The organism is Bacteroidota bacterium (assembly GCA_038746285.1).
Lineage (GTDB): Bacteria > Bacteroidota > Rhodothermia > Rhodothermales > JANQRZ01 > JANQRZ01.
In genome coordinates, this window is the sequence record JBCDKT010000002.1 from 26,422 (window position 1) to 46,933 (window position 20,512).

The following is a 20,512-nucleotide window of genomic DNA, read 5'->3' on the forward strand; positions in this document are numbered from 1 at the left end:
CGGAAGGCGCTGCGGCGAGGCAGCCTTTAGATCGACTGTACTATCGGCAAACCCGCGCCTTCTCTTTACAGGGTCGTCGCGGTTTCTTGGCGCGTGGGGGACCATAAACGGGGCGCGTGGGTGGCTCAGGCCCACACGCCCCGCTCGCTGCCGTCGGCGGCGTGCCGCCGGTGGGTTACTGTCCCATGAGGTCGGTGGAGCTGGGCCGGATCAGTGCGGTCTCGGCCGAGAGCACCGTCAGGAGCGCGACGATGATGCCGATGAAGAGCGAGACGGCCGTCTGGATCGACTGCAGCGCCACTTCGAGCTTCAGCGAGGTCTCTTTCTCGTAGTAGTCCGCCATCTGCTGCGCGCTCTTACGGACGGCCCCGGTCTCGGAGCCGGTGCGGAAGCGCGCGAGCGCCATCGGCGTGAAGACGTTGGCGGCCTCCATCGCCCGGACGAGGTCGGCCCCTTGCGCCACCATCATCGGGATCGTGATGGTCTTGACCTGGTGCTCCATGTACGTGTTGCCACAGGCTTCGGCGGCCACCTTGATGACCTCGATGTTCTGCCCGCTGCCGGAGTAGAGGATGGCGAAGACGCGGCTGAAGACCTCGATGTTGAGCTTGTGCAGGAGCGAGCCCATGATGGGCATCCGGATCATGTTCTTGTGCGCCCAGAACGTGCCCTTCGGGCTTCGGAGCCACAGCACGAGCGCGCCAACGACGACGCCGGTAATCAGCAGGAGCCAGATCATGTTCTCGTCGAGCCAGTCGGCCATGAGGATCGAGAACGCCGTCAGCGGCGGCAGCTCGATGCCGTCGAAGTCGGCGAAGAGTCCGGCGGTGGCCGGGACGATGAACCAGATGTACCAGACGAAGACGCCGAGCGTGGCGAGGATCGTCACCGAGGGCATGATCATCGAGCTGCGCACGCTCTTTTTGAACTCGTCGCGCCGCTCGAGGAACTTGGCCGTAGCCTCGTAGATCTCGCTCATATTACCGGACTGCGAGGCCACGCCGAGCATGTAAGCCGTGAACTGGCCGAGCTTGTCCTGGTGCTTCATGAAGGCCTGCCGCGCCTCCACCCCGCCCTTCAGGTCAGAGTTGATGTCCCGGATCGTCTGCTTGAGACTGGCCGAGGAGATATCGGCCACGAGGAGGTTGAGCACCTCGTTGAAGGGCATCTTCTCGTTGAGCAGGTTGGCCGCGAGCCGGACGAACATGATGACGTCCCCGCTCGGCGGCTTGCGCTGCACGTTGAAGAGCTTCTTCTGGACCGAGAGCACCTCCATCCCCATGCGCGACAGGGCGGACTCGATCTCCTCGGACGAGAAGGCTTTCTGCTCGCCGGTGACGACCTTGCCGGTCGGGTGCTTGATCTTGTAGCGGAAGAACACCCGCTCGTCGAGGTCGCGCAGGGTGAACTTGTGGCGCTCGGCCAGGTCGGCGACTTTCTTCTGCGCGGTCCGCTTGTTCGGGGCGTAGACGGTGCCCTGCACCGGCTGGCCGGCGGCACTCAGGCCGTTGAATCTGAACTCTCCCATAGCGGCGCTTGCGTGGTCAGTGGGGGGTCGGCCCTGCAGAGCCGCCCCCCAGCTGCTGTTAGTTCATGGTGATCGAGCTGTCGTAGGCGATGACAGTCCGCTTGATCTCGTACTGGTCGACCATGACGCGCACCCCGATGTCCGGATAGCGCGAGCTGACGGCCGTGATCTCGACGGAGTCGGGCCACGCTCCGGTAATGTCGAAGGAGCCCCGCACCGTCGCCGTGTCGAGCGCGAGCTGCTCCATGCCGTTCGAGGCGAGCGCTGCGTACGACTGGTTGCCGCCGGCAAAGGGGTCGTTCTTCGTCTTCCAGTACACGGCCTGCGTGGCGATCGCAAGCGAGCGGTCTAGGAGGCCGTCGGCCTCATCCTGCCGGGTATACTTCTGCACGGCCGAGATGCCGGCGATCACTGCGAAGCCCACGAGGATGATTCCGATCACGAGAAGAAGGAGTTGCTGTTGTCCCATGCTTGTCTGTCCCGGGGTATCGGCCTGCGGCGGAGAAAATCAACCGAACCGGGTCCCTTTTGTGATTGAGGTCTGCACGTCCCGCCCTACGCGGTGCCGGCGGGACGATGACACCAGAGGGGCAAGTTCATTGCCATCGCAGGCCACGGGGCCGGGAGGTGCCGCTCTCTGCTTCCGAAGACCAAAAAATCGAGACAGATCCGCGGTCTGTACCGCGCGTTTACCACCGAGGTGAAGCCCGCGCGCCCTGTTTGCCGGGGTTAAGCGAAAGCACGGCAGGGGAGCCCCCCGCCTCCGGCGTTCCCTCTCTCTCAACCCGGCAGTAAATCAACCCGGAGGCAGAACAGTACGCCACGCCATCTCGGAGCGCTGCGTCGCATGCCCGCCGGCAGGCTGCCCCGGACTGCACTTCGGCAGCGGCCTGCGTTCCGGTACCTCGTGCTGTGGTGCGGTCTCGTGCCGGTCCTTACGCCGCGGGCAGCCAGCGGCCGGGCTAGTCTTTCCTCGCGCGCAGTTCCAGGTCCGTCGCTGTGCCCCCGGTGACGTCGCCGCCACCGCATCGCTGCCGTGCCCCAGGCTGCGCGGCGTGCCCCACACAAAAAGGCGACATCCCCGCCGAGCCGAAGCCCGACAGAGATGCCGCCAAGGTGTGCCGAGCCCGAAGGCTGGCGTCATGTCGCTACGCTTAGAGCGTGCACTCCGAGGCGTTCGGGTTGCTCGGGTTGGACGGCTCCGTCGTACCGATGGCCGTCGCGATGCACTCGGGGTCGGTGCCGAAGACGCCCACCTTCACGAAGTTGCTCAGGCTGCTGCTGTCCTGCGCCGTGATGATGGCCGAGCTGGACGACGCTTCGAGCTGGAACCCACCGTTGAGGTTGGTGTAGCGCTCGTTGGCACCGGTGCCGTCGGTCTCGTAGCCGAGCTGCGCCAGCGTGAGGCCGGTCATGCCGGAGACGTTGGCACCGCCACCGAAGGCGGCTGGCTTGAGCTTCCACGCCTGGGTGTCAGAGGCGATGCGGATGGCATCGTTGACGAGGGCGTCGGAGTTAGCCTTTTTCTGGTTCTCGCCGAAAGCCTGGATACCGACGACGACGGCGAGGCCGACGATCACGATACCGAGGACGAGGAGGAGAAGTTGCTGCTGACCCATAGGGGGACCTCTCTAAGTTTGTTGGTTTGGTCTTGCTGGAGCACGCCGCGGGGGGCCTTGCGCTCCTGCGCTTGGATGATGTACGAGGCGCATGGCGGCCGGTGTAGGCGTGCTCCCATTGCGCTCTGGTCCCGTCTACAGCATGGGCCGTGCCCGAACGACGAGGCTTGCCCGGAGGTTGACCTCTACCATAGAGGCACTCAGAGGAGCACACCACGCCTACATCGCATTCTGGGCGTTTTTCAGGTCTTTTAGGGGCTTCGTTTACGAATCTCACATCTATTCACCCATACCCGCAGACCCTCTCAGCATGTGGAAAACTCCTCACCCTGCGGTTCCTTTTCGTAACTCCGGCTCGTGCCGGCGGCGCGCTGCCGACGAGCCCGGCCGAGATTGGCATCCCCGTCCCGGTGGAACCCGTGGAGGGTTTCGTCCGTGTGCCGTTTACATTCGTTCCCTCCTGAGAGTCTGGCCACGCGCCTAGCCGCCCGACCCACCTCATCCCCTCTCATTATGAGCAACCACTCCGTCACCGACAAAGCCAAAGCCGCTACCAGCGAAGCGTTTGAAGAGATCAAGCTGGCCGGCAACCAGCTCGTGGACCGCGTCCGGGAGTTAGTCGAAGAAGGAAACGTCCGGCACATCCGCATCAAGAAGGAGGAGCGCGTGCTCCTCGAAATCCCACTGACCGTCGGGATTGGCGCAGGAGCGGCGGCGGTACTGCTCTCGCCGGTCCTGGCGGCCGTCGGTGCCCTCGCGGCGCTGCTGACGGACGTCACGTTGGAGGTGGAGCGCGACCTGGACGAAGCCACGGGCGAGCCCACGGAAACGCCTGCCTCGAAGCCCACGACGGACACCGAGAAGACCATCGGCAAGTAGGCACTCCGAAAACTAGATCCTGGTAGGGGCGACCGGCCGGTCGCCCCTACGTTCGTTTATGCCCGACCTGAAAACGTACCTCGACGGCCTCGTCGCCCGCTACGAGCGCCCGCGCTTCATCGCCGACGACCCGATCTCGATCCCACACGGCTTCGACGACCCCAGAGACCGCGAGGTGATCGGCCTCTACGCCGCGCTTCTGGCCTGGGGCCGCCGCGCCACGATCATGGCGAAGCTGGCCGACCTGTGCGAGCGGATGCAGTACCGCCCCCACGCGTTCGTCCTCGGCTTTGACGCCGAGCGCGACAGCCCGCGGCTCGGCGGCTTCAAGCACCGCACGTTTCAGCCCGTCGACGCGCTCTGGCTCACCCAAGCCCTCTCCGTGTTGCTCCGCACGCACGGATCGCTGGAAGAGGCGTTCGCCCGCCACCTGCGGCCGGACGCGCCGCACGTCGGGTCAGCGGTCCAGGGATTCAGCGAGTCCGTGATGACGGCGGTGCCCGACACCCCGGCGCGGCTGCGGAAACACCTCGCCCGGCCGTCCACCGGCAGCGCGTGCAAGCGCCTCGCAATGTACCTCCGCTGGATGGTCCGCCCGGGGCCGGTCGACTTCGGTGCCTGGACCCGCATCGATCCGGCCCAGCTTATGCTCCCGCTCGACGTGCACAGCGGACGGCAGGCGCGGATGCTCGGCCTGCTCGCGCGAAAGCAGAACGACTGGAAAGCCGCGCTCGAACTCACCGAGCGCTGCTGCGCGCTCGACCCCGCCGATCCCTGCCGCTACGACTTCGCGCTCTTCGGAGCCGGTGCCTACAGGCACGAGCACCCGGCTTCGCTTGTGAAGATGGAGGATGGAAGATAGACAGCAGGGGTCAAGCCTCTATCTTCCACGCTCTATCCTCCATCCTCCCCCGCGAGCAGCGCGAGCAGGTCTGCGCCGTAGCGCTCCAGCTTCGCCGGGCCGATACCTTTGACGGCAAGCAGGTCCTCATCATTCTGCGGGCGGGCGCGGGCGAGGGCTTCGAGGGTGCGGTCGTTGAAGACGACGTAGGGCGGGACCTCTTGCTCGCGCGCCTGCTCGGTGCGCCATGACTTGAGATCGACCAAAAGGCCCGCGGCTTCCGCGCCGAGCGGCGCGTCCGGCACGGCGGCGCTCGACCCCTTAGAGGCGGTGCTGCGCGAGGCGGAGGCGGGCATGTCGAGCGCGATCGCCTCGCGGTGGGCGAGGGCGCGCTTGCCACTCACAGTCAGTTCGACGACGGGAAACTCGGACCCCACGACCTTCAGGTATCCCGTCGCGATGAGTTGCTTGTAGAGGCTGTCGATGTCGTCCTGCGACAGGTAGCCGAGCCGGCCGTAGTAGGGCGACTCGGTGTATTCGCGCCGGTCCATCCCTGCCGCCTTCGACCCCGAGAGGATTTTGACGAGCGTCTTGCGTCCGACGCTCCACCGCAGCCGCCGCACGAGGTCGAGCAGGCCGATGGCAATGCGCGCCGCCATCGGCAGGCTCTCGAAGGCGGGCAGTTCGTCCGGGGCTTCGGCAAGCTCGGCGGCGACGAGGCAGTTGTCGCAGCAGCGCTCGGCGACGGGCGGCTCCGGGTCCCCGAAGTGGTCGAGGAGGAGTTGGCGGCGGCACGCGTCGGACTCGGCGTAGGCCGTCATCCGGGCGAGCGACCGGCGCTTGGCGCGCTGCCGCTCGGCCGAGCGTTCGAGCACGCGGCCGGCCCGCTCGGAGTCCCACCCTCGGACGGCGTACTGCCGGAGCGGGCCGAGGTCTTCGCCGCGCTCCAGCACCCCCATCCGCTCCAGCAGGCTGATCCCGACGCGGGCTCCGACGGGGTGCTGGTCCACGCGCTCGGCGACGACCTCCTGGTCGACCGTCACCCACTCGCTCTCGGCTTCGCGGACGAGGTGGCGGTGGATGGCCCGGAGGTCGCGCTCGGCGGGGGCGTACTGCTCGATGAACCACTCGCGCAGCGAGGCGTCGTGGGTCGCGTAGAACAGCAGCGCCTCGGCCGGCTCGCCGTCGCGCCCGGCACGGCCTGCTTCCTGGTAGTAGGCTTCGAGCGTCGCAGGAATGCCCCAGTGGACGACGAAGCGCACGTCGGCCCGGTCCACGCCCATCCCGAACGCGTTCGTGGCGACGACGAGGTCGAGGCCGCCGGTCATGAACTCGTCCTGCACCTCGGTCCGCTCGGCGTCGGGCAGCCCGGCGTGGTAGGCGCGGACGGCGTGGCCGACCTCGTCCTTGATGAACCGTGCCACGTCCTCGCACTGCTTCCGCGTACTGACGTAGACCAGCCCGGCCTCGCCCTCGTGTTCGCCGAGGAACGCCCTCAGCGCCCTGCGCTTGTCGTTGGCCGTCGGGGTCGCCTGGACGTTGAAAAAGAGGTTGGGCCGGTTGAAGCCGGTGACGACACGCGCGGCCTGGTCGATGCCGAGCGTGGCGAGGATGTCGTCCTGGACGCGCGGCGTGGCGGTCGCGGTCAGGGCGACGGTCGTCGGGTTGCCCATGCGCTGGCGGGCGCGGGCGATCTGGAGGTAGTCCGGCCGGAAGTCGTGCCCCCACTGGCTGACGCAGTGCGCCTCGTCGACGGCGAGGAGCGCGACCGAGGCCTCGGCGAGGGCCCCGAGGAAGGCGCGGTTGCGAAGCCGCTCCGGGGCGACGTAGACCAGCCGGACATCGCCGCTGCGGAGCGCCTGCAGGCCCTCGCGCCGCTCGTCTTCTCCCTGAGACGAGTTGAGCGCGACGGCCGGGATGCCCCGCCGGTGGAGCGCGTCGACCTGGTCCTTCATCAGCGCGATCAGCGGCGAGATCACGACCGTCACCCCGTCCGAGAGGCACGCCGAGAGTTGGTAGACGAGCGACTTGCCCGCGCCCGTCGGCATCACCACGAGCGTGTCGGACCCGCCGAGCACGGAGGCCACGGCCTCGCGCTGCCCGCGCCGGAGCGCGTCGAAGCCGAAGTGCTCGCGGAGCGCGGCGTCGATGGCGGCGTCGGAAACAGCAGCTTCGGACGCAGCAGGGGCGGCGGGCATCGGCACGGTGGGCGGCGGGAGGGTAAGGATAGACACGGCGGGAGCGGGAATGTAACCAGAGCACGTTCAGTTTGGCAGATACAACACCAGGCTGACACCGCCCCGTCACACTGCACCGGCAACCCTCTCGCCCGGCGACACGTTGGACAGAAATCCCTATCTTGACTGACTCGCACCCTTGCTGACATGGAAACGACAGATGCTGCTGCCGTGCTCGCCCTCGCCCCGTTCGAGCGCCTGTTCACGCGCGAGGAGTATCATACCCTGGCCTGTGCCGGCGTCCTCACCGAGGACGACCGGGTCGAACTGATCAGAGGACGCATTGTCACTATGTCTCCTGTTGGACCGCCCCACTTTCACACGGTCAATCGTCTCGAGCGGTTGCTTGCTCAGCGGGCGTACGCATCTACGCCTCCGCTGGCACACCTGAGCGTGCAGAACCCGGTGGACCTCGGCGAGCACAACGAACCGGAGCCGGACCTCGCACTGCTCCGGCCTGACATGCCTGAGGACCGCATCCCCATTCCGGACGACCTTCTGCTCGTCATTGAGGTCTCTGACGCGACGCTAAACCAAGACCGACTCGTCAAGCGGCGGCTCTACGCGGCGGTGGGCGTGCCGGAGCTGTGGATCGTGGCCCTCCCGCTCGGCCTCGTCGAGGTCTACCGCTCGCCCGAGGGCGGGGACTACGCCGACCCACTCCGCCTCATGCCCGGGAGCGATCTCACCGTCGAGGCGCTGCCGGACCTCCCTCCCATCCCCGTTGCCGACGTGCTTGGCAAAAAATAGAGTCGCGTGCTGCAAGACCAGACCGTCGCCATCCTCGGAACGGGCAACATCGGGCGGGCGCTCCTCGGCGGGCTGCGCCAGGGCGACGACGTGCCCGCAGGCCGCATCCGCGTCACGCGCCGCACACCCTCGGCGCTCGACGCCCTCGCAGAGCAGTTTCCCGGGATCTGGACCGGCACTGACAACCTCGCAGCCGTGGACGGGGCAAGCGTCGTCATTCTCGCCGTCAAGCCGCAGCACATCGGCGGGCTGCTCGGCGAGATCCGGGGGCATGTGGCACCAGGTGCCGTTGTCCTTTCGGTCCTCGCCGGGATCACGACCGATGCCATTGGCGAGGCCCTCGGCGGCGAGATCGCCGTCGTCCGTTCGATGCCGAACACGCCGGCACTGGTGGGCGAGGGTGCGACGGCGATTGCCGCCGGAACGCATGCCACCGACGAGCACCTCGCGCTCGCCGAAGCCGTCTTCGCCTCGGTCGGCACCGTGGAGGTCGTGCCCGAGACCCTCATGGACGCGGTGACTGGCCTGTCCGGCAGCGGCCCGGCCTACGTCTACATGGTCATCGAGGCACTCACCGACGGCGGGGTGAAGCAGGGCCTCCCGCGCCCGACCGCGCTTCGCCTCGCCGCGCAGACTGTCCTCGGTGCGGCCAAGCTTGCGGTCGAAACCGGCAAGCACCCCGCGATCCTGCGCGACGAGGTCACCACTCCCGGCGGCACCGCGATTGCGGCCGTCGCCGACCTCGAGTCGCACGGACTGCGGACGATGCTCATCAACGCCGTCGCCACGGCCACCCAGCGCTCGCAGGAGTTGTCGGCCGCCGACTAGCGGGACCGACCAGACGTTTGGCGCGTTTATAGACGTTGTGCTTTCCCGCACGTAGCGCACCATGTTCCTCATCATCCCAGCCATCGACCTCCGAGACGGGCACTGCGTCCGCCGACAGGATGAGCAGTACGGTGCCGACGCGGACTACTTCGACGACCCCGTCCAGATGGCGAAGCTGTGGCGCGTCCAGAACGCCCGCGTGCTCCACCTCACCGACCACGACGCCGAGGCAAGCGCCGAGGGCCGGACGACCAACCACGACACGATCCGTGCCATCGCGGAAGCGCTCGATATTCCGGTCGAGGTAAAGGGCGGCGTTCGGACGGTGGACGACGTGGACGCCCTGCTCGACGCCGGAGCCTACCGTGTCGTGCTCGACCCGGCTGCGGACCCGGACGCAGCCGAGGCCGCCGTGGCGAAGCATTCGTGCAGCCGCGTCGTCGCAGCCCTGGACGCGCACCCGGGCGACGTGGACGCGGCGCTCGACCTGGAGCGCCGCGGCGTCCGGCGCATCCTCTATACCGCCGCCACGCCCGAAGGGATCGACATCGAAGCGTTCCGCACACTCGGCGCGGCGCTCGGACGGACCCGCCTCACGGCCGCCGGTGGCGTGACGGACTACGGCGACCTGCTCCGTCTCCAGGAGCTGCGGCCGTTCGGCGTGGACTCCGCCATCATCGGGCGGGCGCTCTACGAGAACCGCTTCCCCTGCCAGCAGCTCTGGTGCTGGCATGACAAGGACGACGTGGACCTCGACCACTTCTCCTCCGCCCGCCTCGCCGACGATGGCTGCGACTGACGACCAGCCGGACGATCCGCAGGCGGGCGACCCGGCCCGCATCCTCCGGTTGCTCCGCATCGCCGCTGCTCTCGTCGTCGTCTTCGGCCTCGGGCTGACGGTGTGGCTGGTCGACAAGGCCGTGCTGAACCCAGACGTGCGGGCCAAGCGCCCGAGCTGGGTCGAGGGTGTCTTCGACATGCCGTTCTGGCTCCCCCTCGTCGCGACCGTCGTAGGCGGCTCGGCGGCAGTGATCTACGTCTACGTCAAGGCGGCCCGGCGCCTCAAGTCGGGCGAGGACATCTACGGCAACAGCTTCCGCGAGCGCGCACGGGACGGGAAGCTCCGCGACGACGAACGCCGCTGACGAGGAGCGAGGTCAGCGGAAGCAACGTTCGCCGGCTTCGCGTGTCCCGGCAATGGAGCCTCTTCTTCCAAACCCACCCTCCCCTGCCATGCATCGCTTCTCAATCGCCCTGCTCGTTGCCTTCGTTCTTCCCGCCAAGCAGATCGAGGGTCGCTAACCGGCTGTGGCGCGGAGCAGTCGCTCGACGAAGCCACGCGCCTCGGCGTAGATGCCGGGCGTCGTGCTCGCGCGCGGCCCCGCCACGTTCAGCACGCGGATACCCTCGTCCCGGAGCCAGTCGGCCACGGGCTGCGCGTCGTCCGTCTCGGCCAGATCGACGACGCGCAGCGGCTTGCCGAGGGCGCGGGCGGCGTTGGCGGTGGCGGCGGTGCCGCCGGTAGGTTCGCCGCGCGTGAGGATGAGCGTCGCGTCGGCGTCGCGGACGTTCCAGCGCGTGCGCTCGACGTAATACGTGCTCGGCGTCTCGCGCAGCACGTAGCGCGAGGCAATCGGACCGTCCTCGGAGCGCCGCCCCTGCGGGCACCACCCGCCGACCGGCACGCCGAGCGCGAGGGCCGCATCCAGCGCAGCGCGGTCGACGCCGGTCTGCCCGCCGGAGTGGATGGTAAGCGAAAATTCCATCGGAACGGTTGAATCGCGGCGCGTACTGCGGCGTACCGTCGCGCGTTGTTTCTAGCAGGGCACGCCCTTTGCCCGCTGTAACCTCGCCGCTCATCTCCCAGTTTCGACTATGTCTCTCCCTCGCTTCCTGCGCACATCGCTCGCTTTCGCTGCCGTTCTCGCCGTGACCGTCCTGCCTGCCCTCCAGGCACAGGCGCAGGACAGCGACGAACTCCTCGACCGCCTGCGGATGCGGTACGAGACCACCGACGCGCTCCGGGCGCAGTTCACGCAGTCCTTCGGCGAGATGACGATGCAGGGGACGCTCGTGCTCCGCGGCGACGCCTACCGGATCGAGACCCCGGACCAGATGCTCGTCACCGACGGCACCACCTCGTGGGTCTACTCGAAGGCCGACGGCCAGGTGCTCGTCAACGACGCCATCGCCGATGAGACGACGTTCTCGCCTGCCGACTTCTTCACCAACTACCCGGAGCGCTTCAACGTCGAAGTCGGCCCGAGCGAGACCGTCGACGGCGTCGGCCACGACGTGCTCCTGCTGACCCCCAAAAGCAGCGACACGTTTCTGCGCGAGGTGACGCTCTGGGTGCGCCGCTCGGACACCCTCCCCCGCCGCGTGCAGGTCGTCGACGGCAACGGGCTGCGCATGGTGTTCGACCTCCGCGACGTAGAGGTCAACCCGCCACTCCGGGGCGACGTATTCCGCTTCACGCCGCCGCCGGGGGCTGAGGTCGTGGACCTCCGCTCCTGAGGGCGTATCCGCAACGCGCTCCCGGCGCGTACGCGACGGCTTTGCCGTAGCTTAGGGGTCCATTCGCCCCCCCGACCGTGCCGCAGCGCGCTAAAACCATCCTGGTCCAGGCCGGCTCCTTCCTGCTGGGCGGCGGCCTGCTCTACCTCGCGCTGCGGAACGTGGACTTCGCCGCGCTCGGCGAGGCGCTGGCAAGCGCGAACTACTGGTACCTCGTCCCCCTTGTGGCTTTGACGCTGGGCTCCCATGTGTTCCGGGCCTGGCGCTGGCAGATGCTCCTGGAGACCCTGCCGGCCACCGACGATGCGCAGCGCCCAGTCGGCTTCAAGGTGGCCTTCTTCTCGCTCATGATCGGGTACATGGTGAACTACGCCGCGCCGCGCCTCGGCGAGGTAGCGCGCACGGCGAACGTCGCCACGCGCTCGCGCCTGCCGTTCTCGGGCGTCTTCGGCACGGTCATCGTCGAGCGGATCGTGGACGTGCTGACGCTCGCGGTGGGCATCCTGGCAGCGGTTCTTCTGATGACCGAGGAGATGGCAACGCTGGCTCCCCTCTTCGAGCCCGCGGCAGCCCTCCTGCGCGAGCCGCCGGTGGCGTGGTCGATCATCATCACCTCCGGCCTCTTCGTCACGCTCGGCCTCGCGGCGCTCTTGCTGGCGGTCCTGCGCCGGAGCGCCCGCTCCGAAGGCCTCGCCGCCCGCGTGTCGGCGACCCTGCACTCGTTCACAAGCGGCCTGGCCTCGATTTTCCGAGCCCCGCGCCGCGTGGGCATCGTCCTCACAACGGTCGCCATCTGGGTGTGCTACCTCTTCATGGCCTACCTCCCGCTCCCGATGCTCGGCATCACTAGCATCGACCTCAGCGGCGCGTGGGTACTGCTCATCGTCGGGGCCGTGGGGATGTCGGTGCCGTCGCCGGGCGGCATCGGGTCGTACCACTACGTCACGATCCGCACGCTCGAGGGTCTGTTCGCCGTCGCCACGCCGCTGGCGACGGCCTACGCGGTGCTCTCCCACGCCGCGCAGCTCGTGCTCTATGCCGTCGCCGGGTTCGTCTGCCTCGTCTTGCAAGGCTCCGGCTTCAGCGACCTGCGCGCGGAGATCAGGCAGCGCGACGAGGCGTACCCGTAGCGTACCCGTAGCCTATCTTAGCGGTCCCCTCCGAGCTGTCCCTTCTAACCAACCTGCCCCTCCGATGCCTGTCCGCACGCTCGCCCTCGCGTTGTTCGCCGCCTTCCTCATCGCCGGATGCACGACGCCGCGCGACTCCGCCGACACGGACGGCGCGACGTCCCCCGCCGGTGGTCCCCCCAACGTGTCCACCTACGTCTACGGCACCTGGGACTACACGATGACGGCGCTCGCAGGCGGCGACACCGTGACGGGGATGCTGACGATCCCCGAGGAAGGGTCCGGTCGCTTCACGATGTCCGACGGCACCGACGCCGCGCTCGACGCGCCGGCACTGAGTGTCACCGCGCCGAACTTCGTCCTCGACGGGCGGGTGCTGGCCGACGAGCCGTTCGGCCTCTCGCTCGCGGGATCCGTAGCCGGCGACAACATGGAGGCCGAAGCCAACCTCGACGGCATGGGAGCCTACCGTCTCACCGCGACGCGCGTGCAAGAGTAGGAAGTTGTTCGGGTTTTCGGCGTAGGAGGCGAGAGCAAGCGAGGAGCCGGTCCGGCACGAAGCGCAGACCAGCCGTGAGGTTCGGCGATACAGGGCGACGCAGCCGGTCGGTTCCGCAGCCGGTCGCAGCCCGCGATCACAAATCCGAGCAGCTTCTAAATGCAGCAGCAGGCTCAGGTTGACAGGTATGTCATCCCGAACGTGGTTCGGACCGCGCAGCAGCGGCGCAGCCCATCTACGGGCCACGCCCCAGATCCCGGATCGGGGTCCGGGATGACAAAGAAGAAAGCCTGTCCGTCTCAACGTGCCAGAGGACTGAGCTCCGCGCCTGCCTAGCGGTGCACGTTCTTCGACGTGTCGCGGACGCCGTCTTTGTACCGGAGCACCTGGCGCCGAAGCTGGCGCACGCAGCCGTTGACGGCTTCCTGGTAGGTCGGGGCGGCCTCCTGCGCCGTCAGCGTCCGGCGCGACACGTTGACCTTGACCTCGGCCCGCGTCGAGCCGCCGGCCTCCTGGCCCTCCAGCACCACATGGGCGTCGTGGATACCGTCGTAGTAGCGTTCGAGCCGGGCCACAGCGGCCTCGATGAGCGGGCGGGCACCTGCGGGGAGATTGGTGTGCCGGGCGGTGATGCGCGTCTGCATGGATACCTCCAGATGGAATGAGGTGGGAAAGAGGTACCTTCCTGAATACGAGTGTGCCACACTCTTTGTCAAGTGCATCACCAGATAACCCTGGAAATGCAGCGCCTCCCCTGGGAGCGCTCAGGCCTGTTCGAGGGCGCGGGTCTCGCGGCAGACGGGGAAGCTGGAGCATCCGTAAAACGGACCATGCGGCCCGTCGCGGCGCACCATTGGCTTCCCGCAGCGGTCACACGCCGGCGCGCTCCCGGTCCTTCCCGGCACGGGCTCAGCGATGCGGCCGGAGACGGCCGGAGGCTGGAGCGCGGGCACGAGGCTGCCGTGGTAAAACTCTTGCAGGACAGGCCGGTACGCAACCTGCCCTGCCGCGACCGCGTCGAGCGTCGCCTCCATACGCACCGTGAAGCGGAGGTCGAAGAGTCTGGGGAAGCGCTGGACGAGGAACGAGCAGGCGCGCAGGCCGAGGTCGGTCGGGTGCAGCCGGCCGTCGCGGATCGTCGCGTAGCCTCGCTCGGCGAGGGTCGAGAGCGTGGCCGCGTACGTGCTCGGCCGGCCCAGCCGGTGCGCCTCCATCGCCCCGACGAGCGCGGCTTCGGTGTAGCGCTCTGGCGGTGCGGCCGGCTGCCTGCCGTGCGTCACTGTCCCGAGTTCGACCGCCGCGCGCTCGCTCAGGCTGGCAGGGAGCGGCGCGTCCGCCGGCACGGTCTGTTCGAATTGAAGGAAGCCCCGCGTGCGGAACCGCCTCCCCTCGGCCCGGAAGATGAACTGACCGGCGGCGTCGGCGAGGTCGACCGTCGTGCGCTCGCGCACGGCCGCCGCCGTCTGGCTGGCGACAGCCCGGCGGTAGACCAGTTCGTAGACCCGGTACTGCTCCGGCGACAGGTACTTGCGGACCCGCTTCGGGGCACGGTCGAAGTCCGAGGGGCGGAGTGCCTCGTGGGCCTCCTGGGCACCGCGCGCCGCCGCTTGCTTATGCCGGTGCGGACGCGGCGGGAGATAGTCGGGCCCGAAGTCGCGCGCCACGAGGTCGCGGGCGGCCGCGACGGCTGCCTTCGCCATGTGGACACTGTCCGTACGCGGGTAGGTCAGCAGCCCGGCCCGCTCGTCGTTCTCTAGCTCGACCCCTTCGTAGAGCTGCTGCGCCACGCGCATCGCCCGGGCCGGGGCGAGGCCGAGGTGCCTGGACGCAGCCCGCAGGAACGCGGCCGTCGTGAACGGCGGAGGCGGCAGCGTGGGCTCCGTCGCCTGCCGGACGGTGCGGACGGTAAACGCCATCGCCTGCACCGTCTCCGCGAGGTGCCACGCAGCCCCCTCGTCGATGGTGTCGGCCGCGACGGCCGCGCCGTAAGCCTGGCGGAGCCGTGCGGTGAACGCTTCGCCCGCAGCCGTCCGAAACGTCGCCTCGACGTGCCAATGGTCGGCCGGGACGAAGTCGGCGAGGGCCTGCTCGCGCTCGCAGAGCAGGCGGAGCGCGGCCGTCTGCACCCGGCCTGCCGAGAGCGAGCGCGGGATGGCGACAGCGCGCTGGAGGACCGGGCTGACGGCGTAGCCCACGAGGCGGTCCACGACGCGGCGCGCCTGCTGCGCCGCCACGAGGTCGTGGTTCACGCGGCGCGGCTTCCTGAGCGCTGCCCGTACGGCCGGTGCCGTGATCTCTGCGAGCGCAACGCGCGCTGTGGCGACGCCGGTGCGGGCGAGCGCGTCGGCGAGGTGCTGCGCGATGGCCTCGCCCTCGCGGTCGGGGTCGGTGGCGAGGAGGATGCGGTCGCAGCCCTCGGCGTCGCGCCGGAGGCCGGCGAGGACGCCCCGCTTGCCCTTCGCCGTTTTCCAGGTTGGCTCGAAGGTCTCCTCGGTGTCCACGCCGAGGTCGCCGTCCGGCAGGTCCACGATGTGCCCCTCGGTGGCGCGGACGCGGTAGCCGTCCCCGAGGAGGTGCGCGAGCGTCGCGGCTTTCGTGGGCGACTCTACGATCAGAAGCTGCACGTTCAGGCGGGGAAGCGGGGAAGCGGGGAAGCAAGGTAAACCTGCCCGAACCGCTATTCCTCCTCCACTCTTCCCTTCTTCCGCTCTTCCGCTCCCAGATACCGGTCTTCAAGCCTCCGCATCGCCGCTCGCTCGGCGTCCGCCGCATCGTCGTAGCCCATCAGGTGGAGGACGCCGTGGAGTACGTAGCGCTGCGCCTCCTCCTCGGCAGTCACGCCAAACTCCGGCGCGCGCTCGGCCGCCATGTCGAGGTCCACGTAGACCTCCCCGTCGAGGATGCCCTCGGCCGCGGCGTCTTCGTCGAGCGAGAACGAGAGCACGTCGGTCGGGTAGTCGTGGTCCAGGAACTCGCGGTTGAGGCGGTGGACCGTCGCCCGGTCGGCGAGGACGATGCCGAGCGAGCGCACCACGAACCCCTCGGCCTGGGCCGTGCGCCGGACGAGGGCTTCGAGCGCCCCGGCGTCGAGGTGCCGCGACGCGTGGGCTTGCGTGATGTCGACGGAGGTCTCTTCGGGCACGGTCTGCAACGGGATGCGTGCAGCGTGGTTCTATTTCGACGGATCTGCTTGCCCCTCACGCATCACGCGCTCACGCATCACTCACGGCAGGTCTCCGAAGAGGGTCTCGCTCATCGACAGGGCGACGGAGCTCATCATGATCTCCGACGGAAGCTGCGTGAAGTCGGTCTGGAGCAGCCGGTCGTCGACGTTGGCGTAGAGCGAGCACCCCGCGCCGCGCTCCACGACGAGGCCGTTGGTGACGCCGCCCTGGCGGGCGAAGAAGATCGCCTCGCCGAGTTCTTCCGAGGTGAGGTAGCCGGTGCAGCCCTGAAGCTGGAGGAAGGCGTTCATGCCGTAGACCGAGACGAGGCCGGTCGGCGCGTCGTCCTCGGCGAGGCCGTCCGGGAGCCCGACCGCCGGCTGCACCTCCAGCACGAGCCGGCGCCCGCTCTCGGCGTCCTCCATCTCAAACCGGACGAGCGCCCCGTCGCGCACCGCCTCAGTGCCGAGGGACGCCGCGAGGCGCTCGAAGTCAGCGTCGGAAAAAGTGAAAGGCATGGCGAGACGTTCGTTTCTAGTTTCTAGTTTGGCACGCCCGGTCGGCACTTGCTTGAACCAGAAACTACGAACCAGAAACTGGAAACCTTCATCACCCCTGCTCGGCCGGTTGGGACTCGTCCGCCGAAGGCGGCTCCGGCGGGCGGCGGGGGGCCTCGTAGAGCTCCTCAAGCTCCTCGGCCGACTGGCGGAAGGCGTCGTCGCCGAGACGCTCGGCGACGAGTCCACTGAAGGCGGCGGCTTCGCCGAACGCGCCGTTTTCGAGGTAGATCGACTGGACGGTCCGGTAGTACTGCACGGCGATGTTGATGCCCTGCTGCGACGTGGCCGTCTCGAGCTGCTGCAGCGCGACCGGTTCGGCCTCCGTCATCAACTCCACCACCCGGCTGCGGTCGCCGAGCGCGGTGTAGGCTTCGGCGAGGACGTAGAGCGAGACGAAGTCGGCGGGCACGGTCTCGAGCGGCATCTCCGTCTCGATGCGCCCCAGGAGCGCCCGCGCCTCCTCCGTCCGGCCCTGGCGCGCGAGCGCCTCGGCGGCGGGCCCAAAGACCGACGAGCGGTAGTTGTCGGTCATGTTGCGGACGTTCTCGTCGAAGTAGGCGTCGGGGTCGTCGAGGTTCGTCAGGCGGAACTTCGAGAGGCGGTCGAGGAGGACCTCGGGGACCACCCGCCCGCCAGGCTCGTCGTTCTGGATCGGGACGACGCGCATTGCCAGGCCCTCGGCTTGCATGTAGTCGCCGAGGTCGACCTGGCTGTCCTGCGCGGCCGTCGTAGCGAAGTAGACCGGGCGCGGCCAGCCCTGGCGCGCGTTCTCGATCACGATGTCGAGCACGACCCGGTCGTTGACGTAGACCACGTTCCGGCCCTGTCCGAAGGGCCGCCCCTGGACCGTCCACCGCATCGACGCCGGCAGCGAGGTCGGGTTGCCCCACTGCTGGCGCGTCTCGGCCGAGACGTTCTCGACCGGGATCTCGAGGTCGCGCGGCTCCCAGAGCGACGGCTGGAGCGCGTCGATCTCGGCGTCGGTGAACGAGATCGGGAGCGGGGCAGAGTCCCGCGACCACTGGTTCTTGAGCTGTTTGATGTACCAGGGCGTCTGGAGCAGCGAGAGGTTCGCCACGCGCACGTCGCGCCGGATGCCCTCGACCTCCTGGAGGTACCACAGCGGGAAGGTGTCGTTGTCGCCGTTGGTGAAGATGATCGCGTTCGGGGCGAGGCTCTGGAGCATGTTGTATGCGAAGTCCGGGGCCACGTAGCGTCCCGAGCGGTCGTGGTCGTCGTAGTTCTGGACGGTCATCCAGCCCGGCACGGCCACGAACAGCAGCGCCGCCATCGCCCCGGCGAGGCCGAGCCGCAGGCTCCGCCCCTTCTCGCGGAGCGCCTCCGCCGTGAGCGCAATCAGGCCCGTCGCCCCGATCCCGACCCAGAGGCTGTAGGCGAAGAAGCTCGCCACGTACGAGTAGTCCCGCTCGCGCGGCTGCATCGGGTTCTGGTTGAGGTAGACGATGATCCCGATCCCGGTGATGAAGAACAGGACGGCGACCGCGAAGGCCCTCCGCCAGTCCCGCACGAAGTGGAACGCGAGGCCGATCAACCCCAGCAGGAGCGGGAGCCCGAAGTAGACGTTGTAGCCCGCGCGCTCGCTCGGCGTTCGGGCCTCGGCGGCGGTGTCCGCCGTCTGGACCAGCCCCGAGGCCCAGTTCGCGTTCTGCGTGTCTGCCGCCTTGCCGACGAAGTTCCAGAGGAAGTAGCGCATGTACATGTGCCCGACCTGGTACTTCCAGAAGAACTCGAAGTCGGAGTCGTACTGCGCGTAGACCTGGGCGTGCTGCGGCGCGGGCGACCAGCGGCGCGGGAAGAGCTTTTCCTCGCGCGTGAAGGCCCCCGTCGCGTTGTCGAACGTCGCGCCCTTAAGCAGCGGCGTGTTGCCGTACTGCTCGCGCTTGAGGTAGGAGACAATCGCCTCGGTCGTCTCCGGGTCGTTCTCGTCGATCGGCGGGTCGGCGGCGGAGCGGATGAAGATGAGGGCGTACGTCGAGTACCCGATCAAGAGCATCAGGACGGAGAGTGCGACGAGGTTGCCGACGGGCTTGCGCCGCGTCTGGGTCCACCACACCGCTCCCACGACGGCTCCGAACACGACCACGAGCGTGAGCGCGAGGCCGAACGCCTCGGCCATCGTCGGCAGCTTCTGCACGAGGCCGGGGTAGATCGTCACGAAGACCACCGACGCTGCGGCACCGGCTGCCACGATCCCGAGCCAGCGCTTGCCCGTCGCCCACTCCTCGCGGTCGAACTCCGCGAAGTAGACCACGAGCGCGATGAAGAACAGCGTCAGCACGTTCAGCAGGTGGACGCCGATGGCGAGGCCGAAGAGGTAGGCGATCAGGACGAGGTAGCGGTCCGACTTCAGCCCGAAGAGGTGCTCGCCCTGCGCCCGTAGCGCAGCCTCTTCTTCGAGCTTCTCCTCGCGCCACCGCAGGATGAGCCACACCACGATCGCCGTGAAGAACATCGACAGCGCGTAGACCTCGGACTCGACGGCGTTGAACCAGAACGAGTCGGTCACGGCAAAGGTCATCGCGCCGACGACGCCGCCGCCGAGGGCCGCGAGGCGGTCGGCCCCGCTCCACACGTCCGGCGTGCCCTGCCAGATGCGGACGAGGCGGACGACTACGAGGTGCGTCAGCAGGATCGTCAGCGCGCTCGCCAGCACGCTCACGAGGTTGATGGCGACCGCCGTGTAGCCCGACGCCATGAAGAGGCCGAGGACCGGCCCGAAAACCATCGAGAAGAGCCGCCCGACGAGCATGTAGAACGGCGCACCCGGCGGGTGCGAGACCTGGAGCCCGTCGGCGATCGCGATGAACTCGCCCGAGTCCCAGAACGAGGCCGTCGGCGCGACGGTCATCAGGTAGAGCACGAGCGAGGAGGCGAAGACACCGGCGGCGACCAGCCGGTCGATCAGGGTCCCTTTCATGGGAGTCGGGCGTGTCCGAAGAGGGCGGGGAAACAGTGGGCCAAGATACGCCCGCTAGAACGCCTCGTCCCGCCGCGCCATTGCCCGCGGTGCGGTGAGACGGTGGACGGTGAGACGGCAGACAGAGGGCAGCGGAGGAGGACCCTAAACCGTCCTCGCCCCCCGCCTTCAGGCGATCAGCGGCGCGATGACGAGCGCGACGACGGCGATCAGCCCACGCGAGGATGTTCAGGCTCGGACCCGACGCGTCCTTGAGCGGGTCCGCTGACGGGGTTGGAACCCTCGGACTACCCCCTCGTTCTGGTCGCTATCAAATCGATAGCATTCCGCCAGCATGGCCCAACTCCTCATTCGCAACCTCAGCGCCGATACGGTCGAGCGCCTCAAGGTTCGGGCGCAAGCGCGCAACCGCTCTCTGGAGGCCGAGACGCGCCGCATCCTTGAGCAGGCTGCCGCCGTCGACGCCGAGGACTTCTGGGCACGGGCTGATGCATTTCGCCACCGGCTTTCGGCCGACGGCGGTCTGGGTACGGACAGCGCAGCCGACATCCGGGAGGGCCGGGACCGGTGAGCCTGGTCGTCGTGGACGCGAGCGTAGCTGCGAAGTGGCTCTTCGAGGAGGAGCACAGCGAGGCGGCTGCCCGGCTCCGCGCGCCCGGCTTCGACCTTCACGCTCCCGACTTCGTGCAGGTCGAACTGGTGAACCTCGTCGCCAAGAACGAGCGGCGGGGCATCCTCACCCATGCGGAGGCCCACGACGCTGCCCGGCTCGTCCACGCCCTCCCGCTTCAGTCCTACGCGTGGCAGGACCTGCTCGGCCCGGCCTTCGAGCTGGCGATAGAGACAAAGCGTAGCGTCTACGACTGTCTCTACCTCGCCCTCGCGGATGCGCTCGGCGGCGCCCTCGTGACCGCCGACCGGAAGTTCTACGACGCGCTCCAAGCTACTTCGCGCGCCGCGCGCCTCCTCTGGGTCGAGGACATTCCAGCCTGACGCACAAAGCCCGGCCCTGCGCGCAGCAG

The 20,512-nt window shown here is 68.4% G+C and carries 21 protein-coding genes; 11 read left to right on the plus strand and 10 right to left on the minus strand.

Annotation, left to right across the window (positions count from 1 at the left end; all coding sequences use genetic code 11):
* Positions 1-175: 175 nt before the first annotated feature.
* From AAGI91_00910 to AAGI91_00920, 3 genes are all read right to left on the minus strand, one after another.
* Positions 176-1,528, minus strand: coding sequence for a type II secretion system F family protein (locus tag AAGI91_00910; protein MEM1041166.1), 1,353 nt, complete (start codon positions 1,526-1,528; stop codon positions 176-178).
* 58 nt (positions 1,529-1,586) lie between these two features.
* Complete coding sequence (locus AAGI91_00915; protein ID MEM1041167.1) at positions 1,587-1,970, minus strand: hypothetical protein; 384 nt, start codon at positions 1,968-1,970, stop codon at positions 1,587-1,589.
* Between the two features lie 712 nt (positions 1,971-2,682).
* The gene (locus AAGI91_00920) at positions 2,683-3,147 is read right to left on the minus strand and encodes a hypothetical protein (protein MEM1041168.1); all 465 of its coding nucleotides are present in this window, start codon (positions 3,145-3,147) and stop codon (positions 2,683-2,685) included.
* Between the two features lie 513 nt (positions 3,148-3,660).
* On the opposite strand from AAGI91_00920, the gene AAGI91_00925 reads away from it, so the two are divergent.
* A complete protein-coding gene (locus AAGI91_00925; GenBank protein ID MEM1041169.1) occupies positions 3,661-4,026 on the plus strand; it encodes a DUF4342 domain-containing protein in 366 nt (121 codons plus the stop codon).
* 58 nt (positions 4,027-4,084) lie between these two features.
* The gene (locus AAGI91_00930) at positions 4,085-4,888 is read left to right on the plus strand and encodes a TIGR02757 family protein (GenBank protein ID MEM1041170.1); all 804 of its coding nucleotides are present in this window, start codon (positions 4,085-4,087) and stop codon (positions 4,886-4,888) included.
* Between the two features lie 32 nt (positions 4,889-4,920).
* Here the strand turns inward: AAGI91_00930 and AAGI91_00935 are convergent, their stop codons facing one another.
* Positions 4,921-7,101 (minus strand): ATP-dependent DNA helicase RecQ, encoded by a 2,181-nt coding sequence (locus AAGI91_00935; protein ID MEM1041171.1) that lies wholly within the window; start codon positions 7,099-7,101, stop codon positions 4,921-4,923.
* A 150-nt stretch (positions 7,102-7,251) separates the two neighbouring features.
* Between AAGI91_00935 and AAGI91_00940 the strand changes: the two genes are divergently transcribed.
* The 4 genes from AAGI91_00940 to AAGI91_00955 all read left to right on the plus strand — a co-directional run bounded on the left by AAGI91_00940 (position 7,252) and on the right by AAGI91_00955 (position 9,827).
* Entirely contained in the window at positions 7,252-7,854 is a 603-nt protein-coding gene (locus tag AAGI91_00940; GenBank protein MEM1041172.1) for a Uma2 family endonuclease, read from the plus strand.
* Between the two features lie 6 nt (positions 7,855-7,860).
* Positions 7,861-8,682, plus strand: coding sequence for a pyrroline-5-carboxylate reductase (gene proC / locus AAGI91_00945; protein ID MEM1041173.1), 822 nt, complete (start codon positions 7,861-7,863; stop codon positions 8,680-8,682).
* A 61-nt stretch (positions 8,683-8,743) separates the two neighbouring features.
* Positions 8,744-9,481 carry a HisA/HisF-related TIM barrel protein gene (locus AAGI91_00950; GenBank protein MEM1041174.1) on the plus strand — a complete coding sequence of 246 codons (738 nt, stop codon included), beginning with the start codon at positions 8,744-8,746 and terminating at the stop codon, positions 9,479-9,481.
* A complete protein-coding gene (locus tag AAGI91_00955; GenBank protein ID MEM1041175.1) occupies positions 9,468-9,827 on the plus strand; it encodes a hypothetical protein in 360 nt (119 codons plus the stop codon). Before AAGI91_00950 ends, AAGI91_00955 begins: the two co-directional genes overlap by 14 nt.
* Positions 9,828-9,980: 153 nt before the next feature.
* Here the strand turns inward: AAGI91_00955 and AAGI91_00960 are convergent, their stop codons facing one another.
* Positions 9,981-10,448, minus strand: a complete 468-nt coding sequence (locus AAGI91_00960) for a putative molybdenum carrier protein (GenBank protein ID MEM1041176.1) — start codon at positions 10,446-10,448, stop codon at positions 9,981-9,983.
* Positions 10,449-10,557: 109 nt separating this feature from the next.
* Here AAGI91_00960 and AAGI91_00965 point away from each other — a divergent pair, with 109 nt between their 5' ends.
* The 3 genes from AAGI91_00965 (at position 10,558) to AAGI91_00975 (ending at position 12,828) form a co-directional block, all read left to right on the plus strand.
* Positions 10,558-11,199, plus strand: coding sequence for an outer membrane lipoprotein carrier protein LolA (locus AAGI91_00965; GenBank protein ID MEM1041177.1), 642 nt, complete (start codon positions 10,558-10,560; stop codon positions 11,197-11,199).
* A 77-nt stretch (positions 11,200-11,276) separates the two neighbouring features.
* Entirely contained in the window at positions 11,277-12,329 is a 1,053-nt protein-coding gene (locus AAGI91_00970) for a lysylphosphatidylglycerol synthase transmembrane domain-containing protein (protein ID MEM1041178.1), read from the plus strand.
* A gap of 64 nt (positions 12,330-12,393) precedes the next feature.
* The gene (locus AAGI91_00975; protein MEM1041179.1) at positions 12,394-12,828 is read left to right on the plus strand and encodes a hypothetical protein; all 435 of its coding nucleotides are present in this window, start codon (positions 12,394-12,396) and stop codon (positions 12,826-12,828) included.
* A 332-nt stretch (positions 12,829-13,160) separates the two neighbouring features.
* On the opposite strand, the gene AAGI91_00980 is transcribed toward AAGI91_00975, so the two are convergent.
* From AAGI91_00980 to AAGI91_01000, 5 genes are all read right to left on the minus strand, one after another.
* The gene (locus tag AAGI91_00980) at positions 13,161-13,472 is read right to left on the minus strand and encodes an HPF/RaiA family ribosome-associated protein (GenBank protein MEM1041180.1); all 312 of its coding nucleotides are present in this window, start codon (positions 13,470-13,472) and stop codon (positions 13,161-13,163) included.
* Between the two features lie 120 nt (positions 13,473-13,592).
* Complete coding sequence (gene topA, locus AAGI91_00985) at positions 13,593-15,452, minus strand: type I DNA topoisomerase (protein MEM1041181.1); 1,860 nt, start codon at positions 15,450-15,452, stop codon at positions 13,593-13,595.
* A 53-nt stretch (positions 15,453-15,505) separates the two neighbouring features.
* Positions 15,506-15,970: an rRNA maturation RNase YbeY gene (gene ybeY, locus AAGI91_00990; protein MEM1041182.1), complete on the minus strand. Its 465-nt coding sequence runs from the start codon at positions 15,968-15,970 to the stop codon at positions 15,506-15,508.
* Positions 15,971-16,051: 81 nt separating this feature from the next.
* Complete coding sequence (locus AAGI91_00995) at positions 16,052-16,510, minus strand: hypothetical protein (protein MEM1041183.1); 459 nt, start codon at positions 16,508-16,510, stop codon at positions 16,052-16,054.
* 91 nt (positions 16,511-16,601) lie between these two features.
* Positions 16,602-19,490, minus strand: a complete 2,889-nt coding sequence (locus tag AAGI91_01000) for a DUF2723 domain-containing protein (GenBank protein ID MEM1041184.1) — start codon at positions 19,488-19,490, stop codon at positions 16,602-16,604.
* 334 nt (positions 19,491-19,824) lie between these two features.
* Here AAGI91_01000 and AAGI91_01005 point away from each other — a divergent pair, with 334 nt between their 5' ends.
* A complete protein-coding gene (locus AAGI91_01005; protein MEM1041185.1) occupies positions 19,825-20,061 on the plus strand; it encodes a hypothetical protein in 237 nt (78 codons plus the stop codon).
* Entirely contained in the window at positions 20,058-20,483 is a 426-nt protein-coding gene (locus AAGI91_01010; GenBank protein MEM1041186.1) for a type II toxin-antitoxin system VapC family toxin, read from the plus strand. Before AAGI91_01005 ends, AAGI91_01010 begins: the two co-directional genes overlap by 4 nt.
* The last annotated feature ends 29 nt before the right edge of the window (positions 20,484-20,512 follow it).

Excerpts from the sequence above, each read along its gene's own strand:
- AAGI91_00910 (MEM1041166.1), bottom strand. The coding sequence starts at position 1,528 with ATGGGAGAGTTCAGATTCAACGGCCTGAGTGCCGCCGGCCAGCCGGTG.
- AAGI91_00920 (MEM1041168.1), bottom strand. The coding sequence starts at position 3,147 with ATGGGTCAGCAGCAACTTCTCCTCCTCGTCCTCGGTATCGTGATCGTC.
- AAGI91_00925 (MEM1041169.1), top strand. The coding sequence starts at position 3,661 with ATGAGCAACCACTCCGTCACCGACAAAGCCAAAGCCGCTACCAGCGAA.
- AAGI91_00930 (MEM1041170.1), top strand. The coding sequence starts at position 4,085 with ATGCCCGACCTGAAAACGTACCTCGACGGCCTCGTCGCCCGCTACGAG.
- AAGI91_00940 (MEM1041172.1), top strand. The coding sequence starts at position 7,252 with ATGGAAACGACAGATGCTGCTGCCGTGCTCGCCCTCGCCCCGTTCGAG.
- AAGI91_00950 (MEM1041174.1), top strand. The coding sequence starts at position 8,744 with ATGTTCCTCATCATCCCAGCCATCGACCTCCGAGACGGGCACTGCGTC.
- AAGI91_00955 (MEM1041175.1), top strand. The coding sequence starts at position 9,468 with ATGGCTGCGACTGACGACCAGCCGGACGATCCGCAGGCGGGCGACCCG.
- AAGI91_00960 (MEM1041176.1), bottom strand. The coding sequence starts at position 10,448 with ATGGAATTTTCGCTTACCATCCACTCCGGCGGGCAGACCGGCGTCGAC.
- AAGI91_00965 (MEM1041177.1), top strand. The coding sequence starts at position 10,558 with ATGTCTCTCCCTCGCTTCCTGCGCACATCGCTCGCTTTCGCTGCCGTT.
- AAGI91_00975 (MEM1041179.1), top strand. The coding sequence starts at position 12,394 with ATGCCTGTCCGCACGCTCGCCCTCGCGTTGTTCGCCGCCTTCCTCATC.
- AAGI91_00980 (MEM1041180.1), bottom strand. The coding sequence starts at position 13,472 with ATGCAGACGCGCATCACCGCCCGGCACACCAATCTCCCCGCAGGTGCC.
- AAGI91_00995 (MEM1041183.1), bottom strand. The coding sequence starts at position 16,510 with ATGCCTTTCACTTTTTCCGACGCTGACTTCGAGCGCCTCGCGGCGTCC.
- AAGI91_01000 (MEM1041184.1), bottom strand. The coding sequence starts at position 19,490 with ATGAAAGGGACCCTGATCGACCGGCTGGTCGCCGCCGGTGTCTTCGCC.
- AAGI91_01005 (MEM1041185.1), top strand. The coding sequence starts at position 19,825 with ATGGCCCAACTCCTCATTCGCAACCTCAGCGCCGATACGGTCGAGCGC.